Genomic DNA, 14,443 nt, shown 5'->3' on the forward strand with positions numbered 1-14,443 from the left:
ACTGGGCTGCATGGAAAAGCGATGCGGTCGCGAGTCACTGCGTTTATCTGCGATAACCGTGCCCGCATCGAATAGCGAATCGACCTCTTTGATGCAGGGCCTGGTGCATGTCCGTTCCATCGTCAACCGATCTTTCGTTAGCCGACATTTACCGCGCGCGCAGCCGTATCGACGCTCGCGTATGCCGTACGCCGCTCGTCGAATCGCCGAGCCTGTCGGCGCACGCGGGCACGCCGGTTTATCTGAAGCTCGAAACCGTGCAGCCGACCGGCAGCTTCAAGCTGCGCGGCGCGACTAATGCGCTGGCGCAGTTGGCCGAGCAGGGCTGTACTCGCGTGGTGACCGCATCGACCGGTAATCATGGCCGCGCGCTCGCGCATGCGGCACGCGCGCTCGGTATGGACGCGACCGTGTGTCTGTCGCGCCTCGTGCCCGCCAACAAGGTCGACGCGGTGCGGGCGCTCGGCGCGCACGTGCGCATTACCGGCCAAAGTCAGGACGAGGCCGAGCACGAAGCATTGCGGCTCGCGCGCGAAGAAGCCTATGCGTACGTGCCGCCATTCGACGATCCGCGCGTGATCGCCGGACAGGGGACGATCGGGCTCGAAATCGTCGAGGCCTTGCCGGATGTCGCGAACATCGTCGTGCCGTTGTCGGGCGGCGGGCTGTTTGCCGGCATCGCGCTCGCGGCGAAAAGCACCAATCCCACGATCGGCTTGACCGGCGCCACGATGGCGCGCGGCGCCGCGATGCATGCGAGTCTCGCGGTCGGACGGCCGGTGCTGGTCGAGGAAGTCGACACGCTCGCCGATTCGCTCGGCGGTGGCATCGGACTCGAAAACCGCTATACATATGCGCTGACGCGCGATCTGATCGACGAGACCGTGCTGCTCGACGAGGCGTCGATCGCGCGCGGCATCGCGCATGCGTATCGGCAGGAACGGCTCGTCGTCGAAGGCGCGGCGGCGGTGGGGATTGCCGCGGTGCTCGATCGCGCGCTGCCCGCCGAGCGCATCGCGCGCGGGCCACTCGTGCTGGTCGTGACGGGCGCGAACATCGATATGAATCTGCATCGGCGGATCATCGGCAACGAATCCTCGCAAGCCGCGCCGTCACCGAACTCACACACCCCATCATGACCTTGATCACGCTCCTTGGCGAAGCCGAGCTTCGCAAACTCGTGCCGCTCGATCTCGCGGCCATCGATCAGATCGAAGCCGCCTTTGTCGCGCTCGCGACCGAGGCGGTCGCGATGCCGCCGATCCTGCGGCTCGATCTGCCCGCGCATAACGGCGAAGTCGACGTGAAGACCGCGTGGCTGCCGCGCCTCGACAGCTTCGCGATCAAGGTCAGTCCAGGCTTCTTCGACAACCCGTCGCTCGGTCTGCCGAGCCTGAATGGTCTGATGCTGGTGTTGTCGGCGAAGACCGGGCTGACCGAAGCGGTGCTGCTCGACAACGGCTATCTGACCGCGATACGCACGGCGGCCGCCGGCGCGGTCGCGGCGCGCTGGCTCGCGAAAGCGCGCGCGCCGCAGGTCGCGGTGATCGGCGCGGGCGAGCAGGCGCGTCTGCAACTGCGGGCCTTGATGCTGGTGCGCCGCGTCGAACACGTGCGCGTCTGGGCGCGCGACGCGGCGAGCGCGCTGCGTTTCTCCGCGGAAGTGAACGACACGCTCGGCGTGCGATGCGATGTCGCGGCCAGCGTTCATGACGCGCTCGCCGAAGCGGACGTCGCGATTACCACCACGCCGAGCCGCACGCCGTTGATCGAAGCCGCCGATCTGCATCCGGGCCTGCACATCACCGCGATGGGTTCGGACGCCGAGCACAAGAACGAAATCGCGCCGGCCGCGCTGGCGGCGGCGCGCTACGTATGCGACCGCGCGCAGCAAACGCGCGTGCTCGGCGAACTGCATCACGCGCTCGCCGCGGGCACGATGCGTGACGATGCGGCGATCGTCGAATTGGGCCAGGTGATCGCGAAACAGGCCGCGGGCCGCACGAGCGACGCCGACGTGACGATCTGCGATCTGACCGGAACCGGCGCGCAGGACACCGCTATCGCTGCGCTCGCGTTGCAGCGCGCGCGTGCCGCGAAGGCGGGAACGACATTTGGCAACGACGCGCCGCTTAAATGACGCGCGATGAACGGCAATACGCCGCGCAAGCGGCTCACGAAGGAGTAGTACAGATGCGGGCATCCCCGATTCAACCGACGGTCGATTTCAATGCCGACGGCGAACAGCATGGTTTCCTGAAGCTGCCTCATTCGCACGACGTCTCGGCATGGGGCGCGGAGATGATCCCCATCACCGTGATCCGCAACGGCGAGGGACCGACCGCGCTGCTAACGGGCGGCAATCACGGTGACGAATACGAGGGGCCGATTGCGCTGTCGAAGCTCGCCGCCACGTTGAAGGCGAGTGACGTACGCGGGCGCGTGATCATCGTGCCGTTCATGAACTTTCCGGCGTTTCGCGCGGGCACGCGCACGTCGCCGATCGATCACGGCAATCTGAATCGCAGCTTTCCGGGCAAGCCGGACGGCACCGTGACCGAGAAGATCGCCGATTATTTTCAGCGCTATCTGCTGCCGCTCGCCGACTATGTGCTCGATCTGCATGCGGGTGGCCGCACGCTCGACTTCGTGCCGTTCGCCGCGATTCACGTGCTGCCCGACGCGACCCAGCAGGCGCGCTGCGAGGCAGCGATGCGCGCATTCGGCGCGCCGTACTCGATGCGGATGCTAGAACTCGATAGCGTCGGCCTCTACGACACGGCCGTCGAGGAAGCGGGCAAAGTGTTCGTGTCGACCGAGCTTGGCGGTGGTGGCACGGCAACCGTGCACAGCGTCGCGATTACGGAGCGCGGTGTGCGCGGCTTTCTGCAATATGCGGGAATCATCAGGCAAGACGAAGCAATGGGTCGCTCGAGCGCGAGCGCGCCGCGCACGACGACGCTGCTCGATATGCCCGACGGCACCTGCTACACGACGAGCGAGCACGATGGCCTGCTCGAACTGTGCAAGGACCTCGGCGACATGGTCGACGGCGGCGAGGTGATCGCGCGGATCTACGACGCGAAGCGCACCGGCGCCGCGCCGATCGAATATCGCGCGCGACGCGGCGGCATGCTGGCCGCGCGGCATTTTCCGGGGCTCGTGCGGATCGGCGACACGGTTGCGGTGGTGGCCGACGTGCTCGAACGGGGCATACCGGTAACGGTCTGAACGCGCGATGAAATTCGACCGCTACGATCTCGCGATTTTGCGCATTCTCGCGCGCGATGGACGCATCACGAAGTCGCGCCTCGCCGAAGAAATCAATCTGTCGATTTCGCCGGCATGGGAGCGCGTGAAGCGCCTCGAAGAAGAGGGCGTGATTCGCGGGTATCGCGCGGATATCGATTGGGTGCGCGCGTTCAAAGGCAGCCGCGTGGTGGTCGAGGTCACGCTCGCGCGCCATACCGCACCGGACATGCGGCGCTTCGAGGAGCGCATCGCGGCCGCGCCCGAAGTCGCGCAATGCCTCGCGACGGGTGGCGGTGTCGACTATGTGATGCACGTGCTGTCGCGCGATATCGACCACTATCAGCGCTTCATCGATACGTTGCTGACCGACGAATTGGGCATCGAAAAGTACTTCACGTATATCGTCACGAAGGTGGTGAAAAGCGGGGCCGAAGGCTTGCCAGAATGGGCGGAACAATCGATTGGCGAGAACGGCTGAGTGGCGCGCTACATGCGGTCGAAGTACGGCGAAAAGCCGCACCCGAAAAAACGATAACCATGCGGCGAATTGCAGAAAAAACGTAGCCCTCGACAAGCGACAACAAAAAAAACCGCAGTGCCGCCGGACCTACAGTGATAGCAGACATCGCACACAGGAGGTCGTCATGTTGCTGGGTCATCCGGTCCTATTCAAATCGCTGTGCTATGTGGATGGACGTTGGGTTCATAGCGCGAGCGCCGCGAGCGTCGCGGTGCAGAACCCCGCGAATCAGGAAGTGCTCGGCCATGTGCCGATGCTCGACGCGGCGCAGATCACCGCCGCGGTCGATGCCGCGCAGCGCGCGTTCGACACGTGGCGCGGGGTGCCGGTCGCCAAACGTTCGGCGCTGCTGTTGCGCTGGCATGAACTGATTCTGCGTCATCAGCAGGATCTCGCCGCGATTCTGTCGCTCGAACAGGGCAAGCCGCTTGCTGAAGCACGCGGCGAAATTGCGTATGGCGCGAGCTTCGTCGAATGGTTCGCGCATGAGGTGCGGCGCCTGAATGGGCGCACGATTCCGACGCATATCGATGGCGCTCATCTGGGCACGATCATCGAGCCGGTCGGCGTGGCCGCGCTGATCACGCCGTGGAATTTCCCGTGCGCAATGCTCACCCGCAAGGCCGCCGCCGCGCTCGCCGCCGGTTGCACGGTGGTCGCGAAGCCCGCGCACGAGACGCCGTTCTCCGCGCTCGCGCTCGCGCAACTCGCCGAAGAAGCGGGCTTTCCGGCCGGCGTGTTCAACGTCGTGCTCGGCGAGCCGCAAATGGCGATGGAAACGCTGGTTTCAGATAGCCGCGTGCGCTCGGTCAGCTTCACCGGCTCGACGCGTGTCGGCGCGCTGGTGATGCAAACGGCCGCACGGGCAGGCATCAAGAAGACCGCGCTCGAACTGGGCGGCAACGCGCCTTTCATCGTGACCGAAGATGTGGACCTCGAACAGGCCGTGCGCGTCGCGGTCGCGGCGAAGTTCCAGACCTCGGGCCAGGACTGCTGCGCGGCAAACCGGATCTTCGTCGCGCGTTCGTTGTATGAAGCGTTCGTCGCGCGATATAGCGATGCCGTGAAGGCGTTGAAAGTGGGCGGCGCATTCGACCCGAACGTGGACGTCGGCCCGCTGATGCACCAGGCCGCGTTCGACACGACCGTGCAGCGCGTCGCCGACGCGCGTGAGAAGGGTGCGCGCGTCACGGTAGGCGGCGCGGCGCACGAGCGCGGCGGCTGGTTCTTCGAGCCGACCGTGGTCGCCGATGCGGCGCCCGGCATGCGCATTTACGACGAAGAAAATTTCGCGCCGATCTCGGCGGTCACGCCGTTCGATTCGCTTGACGAAGTGGTCGAACGCGCGAACGACACCGAGTATGGACTCGCCGCCTACGTGTGCGCGAAAGATCTGAACACCGTGTTTCAACTGATCCGCCGACTCGACTTCGCGATGGTGTCCATCAACGGCGCGAAGTTCACCGGCGCGCCGATTCCGTTCGGCGGCATCAAGTCGTCGGGGCTTGGACGTGAAGGCGGCGTCGAAGGCTTCGAGCCGTTCGTCGAGACACGTTATTTCTGCCTTGGCCAGCTTGGCTTGCCGGTCAGCGACAGCGCCCCCGCTCGTGCCGCTGCACCTGCGATGGCGACGGACGCAACGGCCTGAACCTACCGATTCATTCATCCAGACATCACACGAAGGAGCGACCCATGACTCAATTCGATCAACTGCTGAGCGCCGATCGCGCGCACTTCATGCATCCGTCGACGCACGCGCACGATCACGCGAGCGGCGCGCTGCCGGGCCGGATCGTGACCGGCGCGAAAGGCATCCGTATCGAAGACCATCAAGGCAAGTCTTTTATCGATGCGTTTGCCGGTCTTTACTGCGTGAACATCGGCTACGGCCGCACCGAAGTGGCCGAGGCGATTTACGAGCAGGCGAAGAAGCTCGCGTATTACCACACGTATGTCGGCCACTCCACCGATACGATCATCGAGCTGTCGTCGCGCATCATCGACTGGTCGCCGCAGGGCATGAAGAAGGTGTACTACGGCATGTCCGGTTCGGACGCGAACGAAACGCAGATCAAGCTCGTCTGGTACTACAACAATGTGAAGGGCCGCCCGAACAAGAAGAAGATCATCTCGCGCGAGCGCGGCTATCACGGCTCGGGCATCGTCACCGGCAGTCTCACGGGATTGCCGAGCTTCCACCAGTTCTTCGATCTGCCGATCGAGCGCGTCAAGCATACCGTGTGTCCGCACTGGTATCGTCGCGCGCCGGCCGGTATGAATGAAACGCAGTTCGTCGCGTACTGCGTCGACGAACTCGAAAAACTGATCGCGCGCGAAGGCGCCGATACGATCGCGGCCTTCATCGGCGAACCGGTGATGGGCACGGGCGGCATCGTACCGCCGCCGGCCGGTTACTGGCCCGCGATCCAGCAGGTGCTGAAGAAGCACGACATCCTGTTGATCTGCGACGAAGTGGTGTGCGGTTTCGGCCGGCTCGGCTCGAAGATGGGTGCGCAGCACTACGGCATTCAACCCGATCTGATCACTGTCGCGAAGGGTTTGACGAGTGCTTACGCACCGCTGTCCGGCGTGATCGTCAGCGAAGGCGTATGGGACGTGATCGATAAGGCATCGCAGGAATCGGGGGCGTTGGGGCATGGCTGGACCTATTCGGGCCATCCGATCTGCGCGGCGGCGGCGCTCGCCAACCTCGAGATTCTCGAACGCGAGAACCTGATGCAGAATGCGGCGCAAACCGGCGCTTATCTGCTGGAGCAATTGCATGCGGCGTTCGACTCGCATCCGCTCGTCGGCGAAGTGCGCGGCGTGGGCATGCTGGCCGCGCTGGAGTTCATGGCCGACAAGGATGTCCGCACGCCGTTCGATGCGGCGCTGAAGGTCGGGCCGCGTGTGTCGGCTGCCGCGATGCAGCGCGGACTGATCGCGCGGGCGATGCCGCACGGCGACATTCTCGGCTTTGCGCCGCCGCTGGTGACGTCGCGCGGCGATGCGGATGAGATCGTGAAGCTGACGCGCGAGGCGGTGGATGAGGTGGCGTCGCAGGTGTTTACGCCGGCCGCTTCGCTTTGATCAAGTGAGGTGAAAGAGAACCCCGGCTGCTGTCATGTCATGCGGTCGGGGTTTTTATTTGCTTCGTGCGGTAGTACCGCCATAGCTTCACGATCGTCACGTAGGCAAGCGCTGCCACGATCAATTCAATAGTCATCCACACCACGAAATACAAGTCCTCGGGATCGAGAATACCGAGCCAATCCGAAACACGCCACCATGCATGCGCTTCGCCTTCTGTCCACTCATTGGATAGTGGGATATAACGAGCTGATATAAAAACCCCCGATGAACAGCGCGACCTTGAATATTCTACGGACAAGAGTTGCCATACGTGATGACCTCGATGACTGTCATTCGTTATCTCTCACTGTGCGCCTTGTTCGTCGATAGTGCCGCCATAGCTTCATGATCGCCACGTATGCGTGCGCCGGTAATTCTCCCGTTGGCGTTATCAACCGGCAGGTTAACGCCGTGACCGAAACTGATGAGTTCAATACTTCCTTCCCGATCCTGAACGGTTGACGAACCCTTGATATCTGCACCGCCGTCATCCTTTAGCCACATATGTGCGGGAATGCCCATGCTGAGTAAATCCTCCTTTGATTGAAAGCAGCTTTAATTTTCGGGAAAGGCGCACCTTGTCTGAGCGGCGCCTTCGCTACGCTGCCCCCAATGATGGAGGACCGGACAGTGATTCAAGGCAAAGAAGAATGTAAATTGACAACAATTAACGATTGCTATGCGCGAAAAAAAGCCCGCCTTGAAGGGCGGGCTTGCAGTGTGCCTGGTTCGCCGTCCAGGATTGATTGCAGCGGCCGGCGGCTTTATTGCATCGAGCGTTAGCGTGCGACCGAGTCGCCATAATGCCGATCCGGAATCACAACGATATTCCCCACAAAGCGCTTCTCCATAAACCGCGTCTGCGCATCATGAAACTTCGACAACGGATAAGTCGCCGCCAGAACCGGCCGGATCGTCCCATTCTGAATGTAGTCGAGCACGCGTTTGAACGCACCGCGCGTGCCCTGCGACGATCCATTCAACTGCAACTGCTTCAGATACATCGTGCGCAGATCGAGCTGCACGACCGGCCCGGCGATCGCGCCCGCGGTCGTATATCGTCCCTCAGGCCGCAACACGTTCAACAGCTTGCCGAACAGCGCCCCGCCGACAAGATCGGCGACTACATCGACGGCCCGCCCCTCGGTCATCCGTTCGACGTTCCCGACGAAATCGCCGCTATCGCGCAGCATCACCCCTTGCGCACCGAGCGCTAGCACGGCCTCTTCCTTGCCCTTGCTGACCACCGCATACGGAATCGCGCCGCGCGCGCGGCATAGCTGGATGATGGCCGAGCCGACACCGCCGGACGCGCCGGTAATCAGCACCGTTTCGCCGTGCTTGACGGCCGCGCGTTCGATCATCTGCTCGCCGGTGTGATAAGCGCACCAGAACGTGGCGAGTTCGGCGTCGGAATAGGTGCAGTCGACCCGATGCGCGTTTTCCGCGGGCACGGCCGTGTATTCGGCGTAGCCGCCGTCGCGGCCGTGGCCGATGTAGTCGATGTCGGCGAGGCTGTCGTCGTCGCGGTTGTAGATCGACGCGTCGACGATCACGCGCTCGCCGATACGCGCGTCGCTTACGCCGCGACCCACCGCGACCACGCGTCCGACGATATCCGCGCCCTGAATGCGCGGAAACGTCAGCGTCGAGCGGCCGCGTCGCCACGTCGACACCGCTTGCGGATCGTCGTCGGTGCCATAGGCGCCCTGGCGGACCCACACGTCGGTATTGTTGAGACCGCATGCGGTGACGTCGATCAGTACCTCGCCAGCCGCGCACGAGGGCACCGGCACGTCGTCGCGATAGACCAGTTTGTCGAGGCCACCGTGCGCGGTCAGCACGACGGCCTTCATCGTTTTCGGAAGCATGTTTCCCTTTCGTTGAAACGGGCGTCGTGCTTCGCGAGTTCACGCGGGCACGACGCCCGCGCAATCACGGTTTGACGAACAGCTTGCGTGGCGTCCTGCAAAAGGTCTCGACGCCGGTCCGCGTAATCAGAATGCTCTCGGTGATTTCGAGGCCCCAGTCGTCGAGCCACAGGCCCGGCATGAAGTGAAACGTCATGCCGGGTTCGAGGACCGTCTTGTCGCCAGGGCGCAGGCTCATCGTGCGCTCGCCCCAGTCCGGCGGATAGCTCGCGCCGATCGGATAGCCGCAGCGGCTGTTCTTCTCGATGCCGTATTTATGCAGCACCGCGAAAAACGCATTGGCGATGTCCTCGCAGGTATTGCCGGGTTTCGCCGCGGCGAGCCCGGCCTCGATCCCTTCGACCACCGCGCGTTCGCCTTCGATGAAATGCTTCGGCGGCTTGCCGAGGTAGACGGTGCGCGACTGCGGGCAGTGATAACGCTTGAAACAGCCGGCGATTTCGAAGAACGTGCCGGCGTCCTTCGCGAACGGCGTGTCGTCCCAGGTCAAATGCGGCGCGGCCGCGTCGGCGCCGGTCGGCAGCAGCGGCACGATCGCCGGATAGTCGCCGCCATAACCGTCGATGCCGGTAATGCCTGCCGAGTAGATCTCCGCGACGAGGTCATTCTTGCGCATGCCCGGCTCGATTCGCTCGACGATATGCGCGTGCATCTTCTCGACGATGCGCGCGGCCACGCGCATGTACTCGATCTCGCGCGGCGATTTGACCGCGCGTTGCCAGTTGACGAGGCCGGTTGCGTCCTGCCACTTCGCATCGGGCAAATGCGCGACGAGCGAGCGATAAGCGGCGGCGCTGAAATAGTAGTTGTCCATTTCGACGCCGATCTTCGCGTTGGCCCAGCCGCGCGCCGCGATCACGTCGCGCGCGAGGTAGTCCATCGGATGACGCGCGGTGGATTGCACGTAGTGATCCGGATAGCCGACGATCTGATCGTGCTGCATGAAGACGGTGCGCTTGGCACCGTTCGCGTCCTGACCGCGACCGAACCAGACCGGCTCGCCATCCAGCGCGAGCAACACGCACTGATGCACGTAAAACGACCAGCCGTCGTAGCCGGTGAGCCAGGCCATATTGGTCGGGTCCGACACGATCAATAGTTCGATGCCGGCCGCCTGCATGGCCTTGCGCGTTTTCGCGAGACGCGCGGCGTATTCGTCGCGTTCGAACGGCAGGCGCACGACGGGCGCCTCAATTCGCGATTCGTGTAGCGTCGTATTTGACATCTTCCCCTCTCTCTGAGCATGACGTCGTTGCGGGAAGTGGCGCGCGGTGCACGAGAATGCGGCGCCACGGGTATTTCTCGCCGCAGTCTAATGCCGCGGAAAAACGCCTCCGAATGTGCTAGTTCAATGTTCGTGACGTTATCGACGGACGCTGCGTGTTTGTTGCAGTGCACGCTGCGCCGCCCTTGCCCGCACGTAGAAAAGAATTGTTCTAGAGCAATCTGGATCGCAAATATGGCTGCGTATTCTGGTTCGCACTACACGTACGGCGAACGGGAACGAATCGATATGAACACTGCGCGAGTTACCGATCTGTTGAGCGCTTCAGGCATCGCCCCGGCAAGTCTTTCCTCCGAGGAGCGCGCGGTCGCCTCCGCAAGCACACCGGCGCGCCGAGACGAAAGCCCGGCGTGCAAGCCATTGATCCGGCTCGACCGGATCACGAAACGATATGGCGCGCTGACCGTGCTCGACGAACTGTCGCTCGACGTGATGCCCGGCGAGAAGCTCGCGCTGATCGGTCCGTCGGGATCAGGCAAAACCACGATCCTGCGCATCCTGATGACGCTGGAGACGATCGACGGCGGCCATATCGAAGTGGATGGCGAACAGTTGTTCCATATGCCGCGCGGCGGCCAGATGGTGCCCGCGAACGAACGGCATCTGCAGAAGATGCGCGAGAAGATTGGCATGGTGTTTCAGCACTTCAATCTGTTTCCGCACAAGAGCGTGCTCGACAACGTGACGCTCGCGCCAATGCTGACGAAGGGCGAGAGCCGTGAGTCGGCGGAGCGGCGCGCGCTCGAACTGCTCGACATGGTCGGCATGGCCGATAAGGCGAAGAGCCGTCCCGCGCAGTTGTCGGGCGGTCAGAAGCAGCGCGTGGCGATCGCGCGGGCGCTCGCGCTCGCACCGCGGATCATGCTGTTCGACGAAGTGACGTCCGCGCTCGACCCTGAACTCGTCGAGGAAGTCCTGAACGTGATGCAGCGGCTCGCGCGTGAGACCGATATGACGATGCTGCTCGTCACGCACGAAATGGGCTTCGCGCACGACTTCGCCGACCGCGTGCTGTTCTTCGACCGCGGCAGGATCGTCGAGGAAGGTAAGCCCGAAGACATCTTCACGCATCCGACGCACGAGCGGACCCAGAGCTTCCTGCGCAAGATTCTCGCCGCGGGGCATCGAATCTGAGCTGAGTCGGAACATATTGTTTTTTCCACGCTGCACATCACTCACTACTACGCCATACCACTACGCCTTAGGAGCCAAAAATCATGAAGCTAAAGGGGATTCTGATTGCGGGAGGGCTGTCGCTGATGACGCTCGCGAGCCTCGCTTATGCCGCCGACGACAAGCTTACGCAACTGCGTCAGCAAGGTTTCGCGCGCATCGCGATTGCGAACGAGCCGCCGTTCACCGCGGTCGGCGCCGACGGCAAGGTGACGGGCGCGGCGCCGGACGTCGCGCGTGCGGTGTTCAAGAAGCTCGGCGTCAACGACGTCGTCGCGTCGGTCTCCGAGTACGGCGCGATGATTCCGGGCCTGGCGGCCGGACGGCATGACGCGATTGCTGCGGGGCTGTTCATGACCCCGCAGCGTTGCGCGGCCGTCGCTTATTCGCAGCCGGTGCTGTGCGCGGTCGAAGCGTTCGCGGTCAAGAAAGGCAACACGAAGAGCATCAAGACCTACGAGGAAATCGCGAAAGATCCGAAAGCGGTGATCGGTGTGGAAGGCGGCACGACCGAGCAGAAGCTCGCGACCGCCGCGAATGTTCCGACCGATCGCGTGATCATCGTGCCGGACGGGCAAAGCGGTCTGAAGATGCTGCAGGACGGCCGCATCGACGTATTTGCGTTGCCGCTGCTGTCGATCACCGATCTGCTATCAAAGGCGAAAGACCCGAACCTCGAATCGATCGCGCCGGTGCAGAACACGCCGGTTCAATGCGACGGCGTCGCGTTCCGCAAGCAGGACACCGCGCTGCGCGATGCATTCGACGTCGAGCTGAAGAAGATGAAGGAGTCCGGCGAGTTCGCGAAGATCGTCGAGCCCTATGGCTTCTCGGCGAAGGCGGCAATGTCGACGAGCCGCGAGAAACTGTGCGCGGCGAAGAACTGAGTCCGCGATAAGACGTCATACGCGCAACGCGATAGCGCGCATGGCCCATGACACATTGTGCGCGAGGTGCGTCGATGAACCACTGGTCCGGCTATTTGCAGCTGATTCTGCAGGGAGCGCAGACAACCGTCGAACTGACGCTGATCGGCGCGGTACTCGCGCTCGTGATGGCGTTCGTCGCGGGGCTCGGGCGCCTGTCGCGGTTCTTCGTGGTGCGCGCATTGGCCACGTCGTATATCGAGTTTTTTCGCGGCACCTCGATATTCGTGCAGTTGTTCTGGGCGTATTTCGTGTTGCCGATGGCCGGCCTGACATTGACACCGCTGCAGGCCGGCGTCCTCGCGCTCGGTTTGAACGTCGGCGCGTACGGCGCTGAAGTGGTGCGCGGCGCGGTCGCCGCGATCGGCCACGAGCAGCGCAGCGCCTGCATCGCGTTGAATCTTTCCCGCTATCAGCGCATGCGGCACGTGATCTTGCCACAGGCTTTGCCGCTGATGCTGCCCACGTTCGGCAACAACGCGATCGAGCTGCTGAAGGGCACGGCCGTCGTGTCGCTGATCTCGCTCGGCGACATGACGTTCCAGGCGCAGGTGGTGCGCTCGCAAACCGGCAATACGTTGATCCCGTTCGCGACGATTCTCGCGCTGTACTTCGCCATGGCCTGTCTGATCTCGTTCGGCATGCGCAAGCTGGAAAGCCGGATGAGTTTCGGTCTCGACCGCATCAGGAGATAGACGAATGGAATGGGACTGGAGCTTCGTGCGCGAGATTCTGCCGACCCTGCTGCAAGGATTGGAGATCACCGTGCTCGCCACTTTCCTCGGCGCGGTGGTGGCGGCCGTGGTCGGCATGGCGATTGCCATTTTGCGGCTGGCGCCGAATCGCGCGGTGTCGCGCGCCACGTCGGCGATCGCGAGTTTTATTCGCGGCACGCCGCTGCTCGTGCAGCTGTACTTTGTGTTCTATGTGCTGCCCGACATCGGCATACGGATGCCGGCGCTCGCGGCCGGTGTGCTCGCAATCGGAGTGCATTACGCGACATATGCGGCCGAGGTTTATCGTGCCGGCATCGAAAACATTCCGCGCGGGCAATGGGAAGCAGCTAAGGCCTGCAACCTGAGTCCCGCGCAAACGTGGCAGCACGTGATCCTGCCCGAAGCGGTGCCGCCGATGGTGCCCGCGCTCGCCAATTATCTGATCTCCATGTTCAAGGAGACGCCGTTACTGTCGGCGATCACGGTCCTCGAATTGATGAATCAGGCCAAGATCATCGCGAATACGGATTACCGCTATCTGGAGCCGATGACGCTCGTCGGCGTGCTGTTCCTGATCATCAGCCTGATCGCGGTGGCCGGTGTGCGACTCCTTGAAAAGCGTTTTCCGGCTCCGGGGCATTGAACGATGCAAATAACTATTCGACAGTTCGAGCGCGCGCCGCATCTGATCGAACGCGCTTTCGACAAACGTATCGGCCTCGTGATCCTCGCAACCGATCACACGACCGAGCCGGACTTCGCGGCACTCGTCGCAAACGAGCGTATCGGCATCTATGTGAATCGCGTGCCGTATGCGAACCCGGTGACGCCCGACAATCTGCGCGCGATGCAGCCATCGCTGAGCGCGGGCGCGGCGCTGATCCTGCCCGACGAAACGCTCGACGTCGTGATGTATTCGTGCACGTCGGCATCCGTGATGATCGGCGATGCGCAGATCGAGCGCGCCATTCATGCGGCGAAGCCATCGGCCAAAGTCGTCACCCCGACCGCTGCCGCGGTCACTGCGCTGAGCACGCTGGACGCGCGGCGTATCAGCGTGTTGACGCCGTACACCGCCGAAACCAGTCGGCCGATGTTCGAGTACTTTGCCGCGCAAGGCTTTGCGATCGACCGCTTCTCATGCCTGGGTCTGACCGACGACCGGGAGATGGCACGGATTTCGCACGACGATATCGTCGCCTTCGCGCGCGATGCGACAGCGCCCGACTCCGATGCGCTGTTTATTTCGTGCACCGCGGTGAGAGCCGCGCCGATCATCGCGCGAATCGAAGCCGCCATCGGCAAGCCGGTAGTGAGCAGCAACCTCGCGACCGCGTGGATGTGTTTGCGCCTTTGCGGCGAGAACGAGGCGAGGCCACAGCAGGGTCGTTTGATGACGCTGCCGTTGCTGATGCGCTGAGAGCACTGCGCGACGCCGATCATGTTGTTTTTCCCGAACGCGCGCGACGCGTCGCCGGCGCACGCGTACGGATTACCGCATCCGTTGC

At 63.1% G+C, this 14,443-nt stretch carries 13 protein-coding genes and 1 pseudogene; 11 read left to right on the forward strand and 3 right to left on the reverse strand.

From position 1 onward, the window contains the following. The first annotated feature begins 107 nt into the window (after positions 1-107). From eutB to HDG39_RS08675, 6 genes are all read left to right on the forward strand, one after another. The gene (eutB, locus tag HDG39_RS08650; RefSeq protein ID WP_184005040.1) at positions 108-1,139 is read left to right on the forward strand and encodes a hydroxyectoine utilization dehydratase EutB; all 1,032 of its coding nucleotides are present in this window, start codon (positions 108-110) and stop codon (positions 1,137-1,139) included. Next, entirely contained in the window at positions 1,136-2,140 is a 1,005-nt protein-coding gene (locus HDG39_RS08655) for a cyclodeaminase (RefSeq protein WP_184005042.1), read from the forward strand. The genes eutB and HDG39_RS08655 overlap by 4 nt, the downstream gene beginning before the upstream one ends. A 53-nt stretch (positions 2,141-2,193) precedes the next feature. Next, positions 2,194-3,231 carry a N(2)-acetyl-L-2,4-diaminobutanoate deacetylase DoeB gene (gene doeB / locus HDG39_RS08660; RefSeq protein ID WP_184005044.1) on the forward strand — a complete coding sequence of 346 codons (1,038 nt, stop codon included), beginning with the start codon at positions 2,194-2,196 and terminating at the stop codon, positions 3,229-3,231. 7 nt (positions 3,232-3,238) lie between these two features. Beyond that, positions 3,239-3,730: an Lrp/AsnC family transcriptional regulator gene (locus tag HDG39_RS08665; protein WP_018423799.1), complete on the forward strand. Its 492-nt coding sequence runs from the start codon at positions 3,239-3,241 to the stop codon at positions 3,728-3,730. Positions 3,731-3,896: 166 nt separating this feature from the next. Beyond that, complete coding sequence (locus HDG39_RS08670) at positions 3,897-5,420, forward strand: NAD-dependent succinate-semialdehyde dehydrogenase (RefSeq protein WP_184005046.1); 1,524 nt, start codon at positions 3,897-3,899, stop codon at positions 5,418-5,420. Positions 5,421-5,464: 44 nt separating this feature from the next. Continuing rightward, positions 5,465-6,862, forward strand: coding sequence for an aspartate aminotransferase family protein (locus tag HDG39_RS08675; RefSeq protein ID WP_184005048.1), 1,398 nt, complete (start codon positions 5,465-5,467; stop codon positions 6,860-6,862). 399 nt (positions 6,863-7,261) lie between these two features. Here HDG39_RS08675 and HDG39_RS08680 read toward each other — a convergent pair. From HDG39_RS08680 to doeA, 3 genes and pseudogenes are all read right to left on the reverse strand, one after another. Further along, positions 7,262-7,426, reverse strand: a pseudogene (locus tag HDG39_RS08680) (type VI secretion system tube protein Hcp); the annotation flags it as partial. A gap of 257 nt (positions 7,427-7,683) precedes the next feature. Continuing rightward, positions 7,684-8,775: an alcohol dehydrogenase family protein gene (locus HDG39_RS08685; RefSeq protein WP_184005050.1), complete on the reverse strand. Its 1,092-nt coding sequence runs from the start codon at positions 8,773-8,775 to the stop codon at positions 7,684-7,686. 64 nt (positions 8,776-8,839) lie between these two features. After that, entirely contained in the window at positions 8,840-10,060 is a 1,221-nt protein-coding gene (doeA, locus tag HDG39_RS08690) for an ectoine hydrolase DoeA (RefSeq protein WP_184005052.1), read from the reverse strand. A 288-nt stretch (positions 10,061-10,348) separates the two neighbouring features. Here doeA and ehuA point away from each other — a divergent pair, with 288 nt between their 5' ends. The 5 genes from ehuA (at position 10,349) to eutA (ending at position 14,355) form a co-directional block, all read left to right on the forward strand. Further along, entirely contained in the window at positions 10,349-11,254 is a 906-nt protein-coding gene (gene ehuA, locus HDG39_RS08695; RefSeq protein ID WP_311665660.1) for an ectoine/hydroxyectoine ABC transporter ATP-binding protein EhuA, read from the forward strand. Positions 11,255-11,337: 83 nt separating this feature from the next. Next, a complete protein-coding gene (ehuB, locus tag HDG39_RS08700; protein WP_184005054.1) occupies positions 11,338-12,180 on the forward strand; it encodes an ectoine/hydroxyectoine ABC transporter substrate-binding protein EhuB in 843 nt (280 codons plus the stop codon). A gap of 74 nt (positions 12,181-12,254) precedes the next feature. Beyond that, positions 12,255-12,914 (forward strand): ectoine/hydroxyectoine ABC transporter permease subunit EhuC, encoded by a 660-nt coding sequence (ehuC, locus tag HDG39_RS08705; RefSeq protein WP_184005056.1) that lies wholly within the window; start codon positions 12,255-12,257, stop codon positions 12,912-12,914. A 4-nt stretch (positions 12,915-12,918) separates the two neighbouring features. Further along, positions 12,919-13,578, forward strand: a complete 660-nt coding sequence (ehuD, locus tag HDG39_RS08710) for an ectoine/hydroxyectoine ABC transporter permease subunit EhuD (RefSeq protein WP_184005058.1) — start codon at positions 12,919-12,921, stop codon at positions 13,576-13,578. Positions 13,579-13,581: 3 nt separating this feature from the next. Next, the gene (gene eutA / locus HDG39_RS08715) at positions 13,582-14,355 is read left to right on the forward strand and encodes an ectoine utilization protein EutA (protein ID WP_184005060.1); all 774 of its coding nucleotides are present in this window, start codon (positions 13,582-13,584) and stop codon (positions 14,353-14,355) included. Positions 14,356-14,443: the final 88 nt, after the last annotated feature.

The sequence above is a fragment of the Paraburkholderia lebeckiae genome, from assembly GCF_014201005.1.
GTDB lineage: Bacteria > Pseudomonadota > Gammaproteobacteria > Burkholderiales > Burkholderiaceae > Paraburkholderia > Paraburkholderia tuberum.

Bases quoted from the DNA above. Each gene is read 5' to 3' on its own strand.
- ehuC (WP_184005056.1), top strand. From the start codon at position 12,255: ATGAACCACTGGTCCGGCTATTTGCAGCTGATTCTGCAGGGAGCGCAG.
- doeB (WP_184005044.1), top strand. From the start codon at position 2,194: ATGCGGGCATCCCCGATTCAACCGACGGTCGATTTCAATGCCGACGGC.
- HDG39_RS08655 (WP_184005042.1), top strand. From the start codon at position 1,136: ATGACCTTGATCACGCTCCTTGGCGAAGCCGAGCTTCGCAAACTCGTG.
- doeA (WP_184005052.1), bottom strand. From the start codon at position 10,060: ATGTCAAATACGACGCTACACGAATCGCGAATTGAGGCGCCCGTCGTG.
- ehuA (WP_311665660.1), top strand. From the start codon at position 10,349: ATGAACACTGCGCGAGTTACCGATCTGTTGAGCGCTTCAGGCATCGCC.
- HDG39_RS08675 (WP_184005048.1), top strand. From the start codon at position 5,465: ATGACTCAATTCGATCAACTGCTGAGCGCCGATCGCGCGCACTTCATG.
- ehuD (WP_184005058.1), top strand. From the start codon at position 12,919: ATGGAATGGGACTGGAGCTTCGTGCGCGAGATTCTGCCGACCCTGCTG.
- HDG39_RS08685 (WP_184005050.1), bottom strand. From the start codon at position 8,775: ATGCTTCCGAAAACGATGAAGGCCGTCGTGCTGACCGCGCACGGTGGC.
- eutB (WP_184005040.1), top strand. From the start codon at position 108: ATGTCCGTTCCATCGTCAACCGATCTTTCGTTAGCCGACATTTACCGC.
- ehuB (WP_184005054.1), top strand. From the start codon at position 11,338: ATGAAGCTAAAGGGGATTCTGATTGCGGGAGGGCTGTCGCTGATGACG.
- eutA (WP_184005060.1), top strand. From the start codon at position 13,582: ATGCAAATAACTATTCGACAGTTCGAGCGCGCGCCGCATCTGATCGAA.
- HDG39_RS08670 (WP_184005046.1), top strand. From the start codon at position 3,897: ATGTTGCTGGGTCATCCGGTCCTATTCAAATCGCTGTGCTATGTGGAT.
- HDG39_RS08665 (WP_018423799.1), top strand. From the start codon at position 3,239: ATGAAATTCGACCGCTACGATCTCGCGATTTTGCGCATTCTCGCGCGC.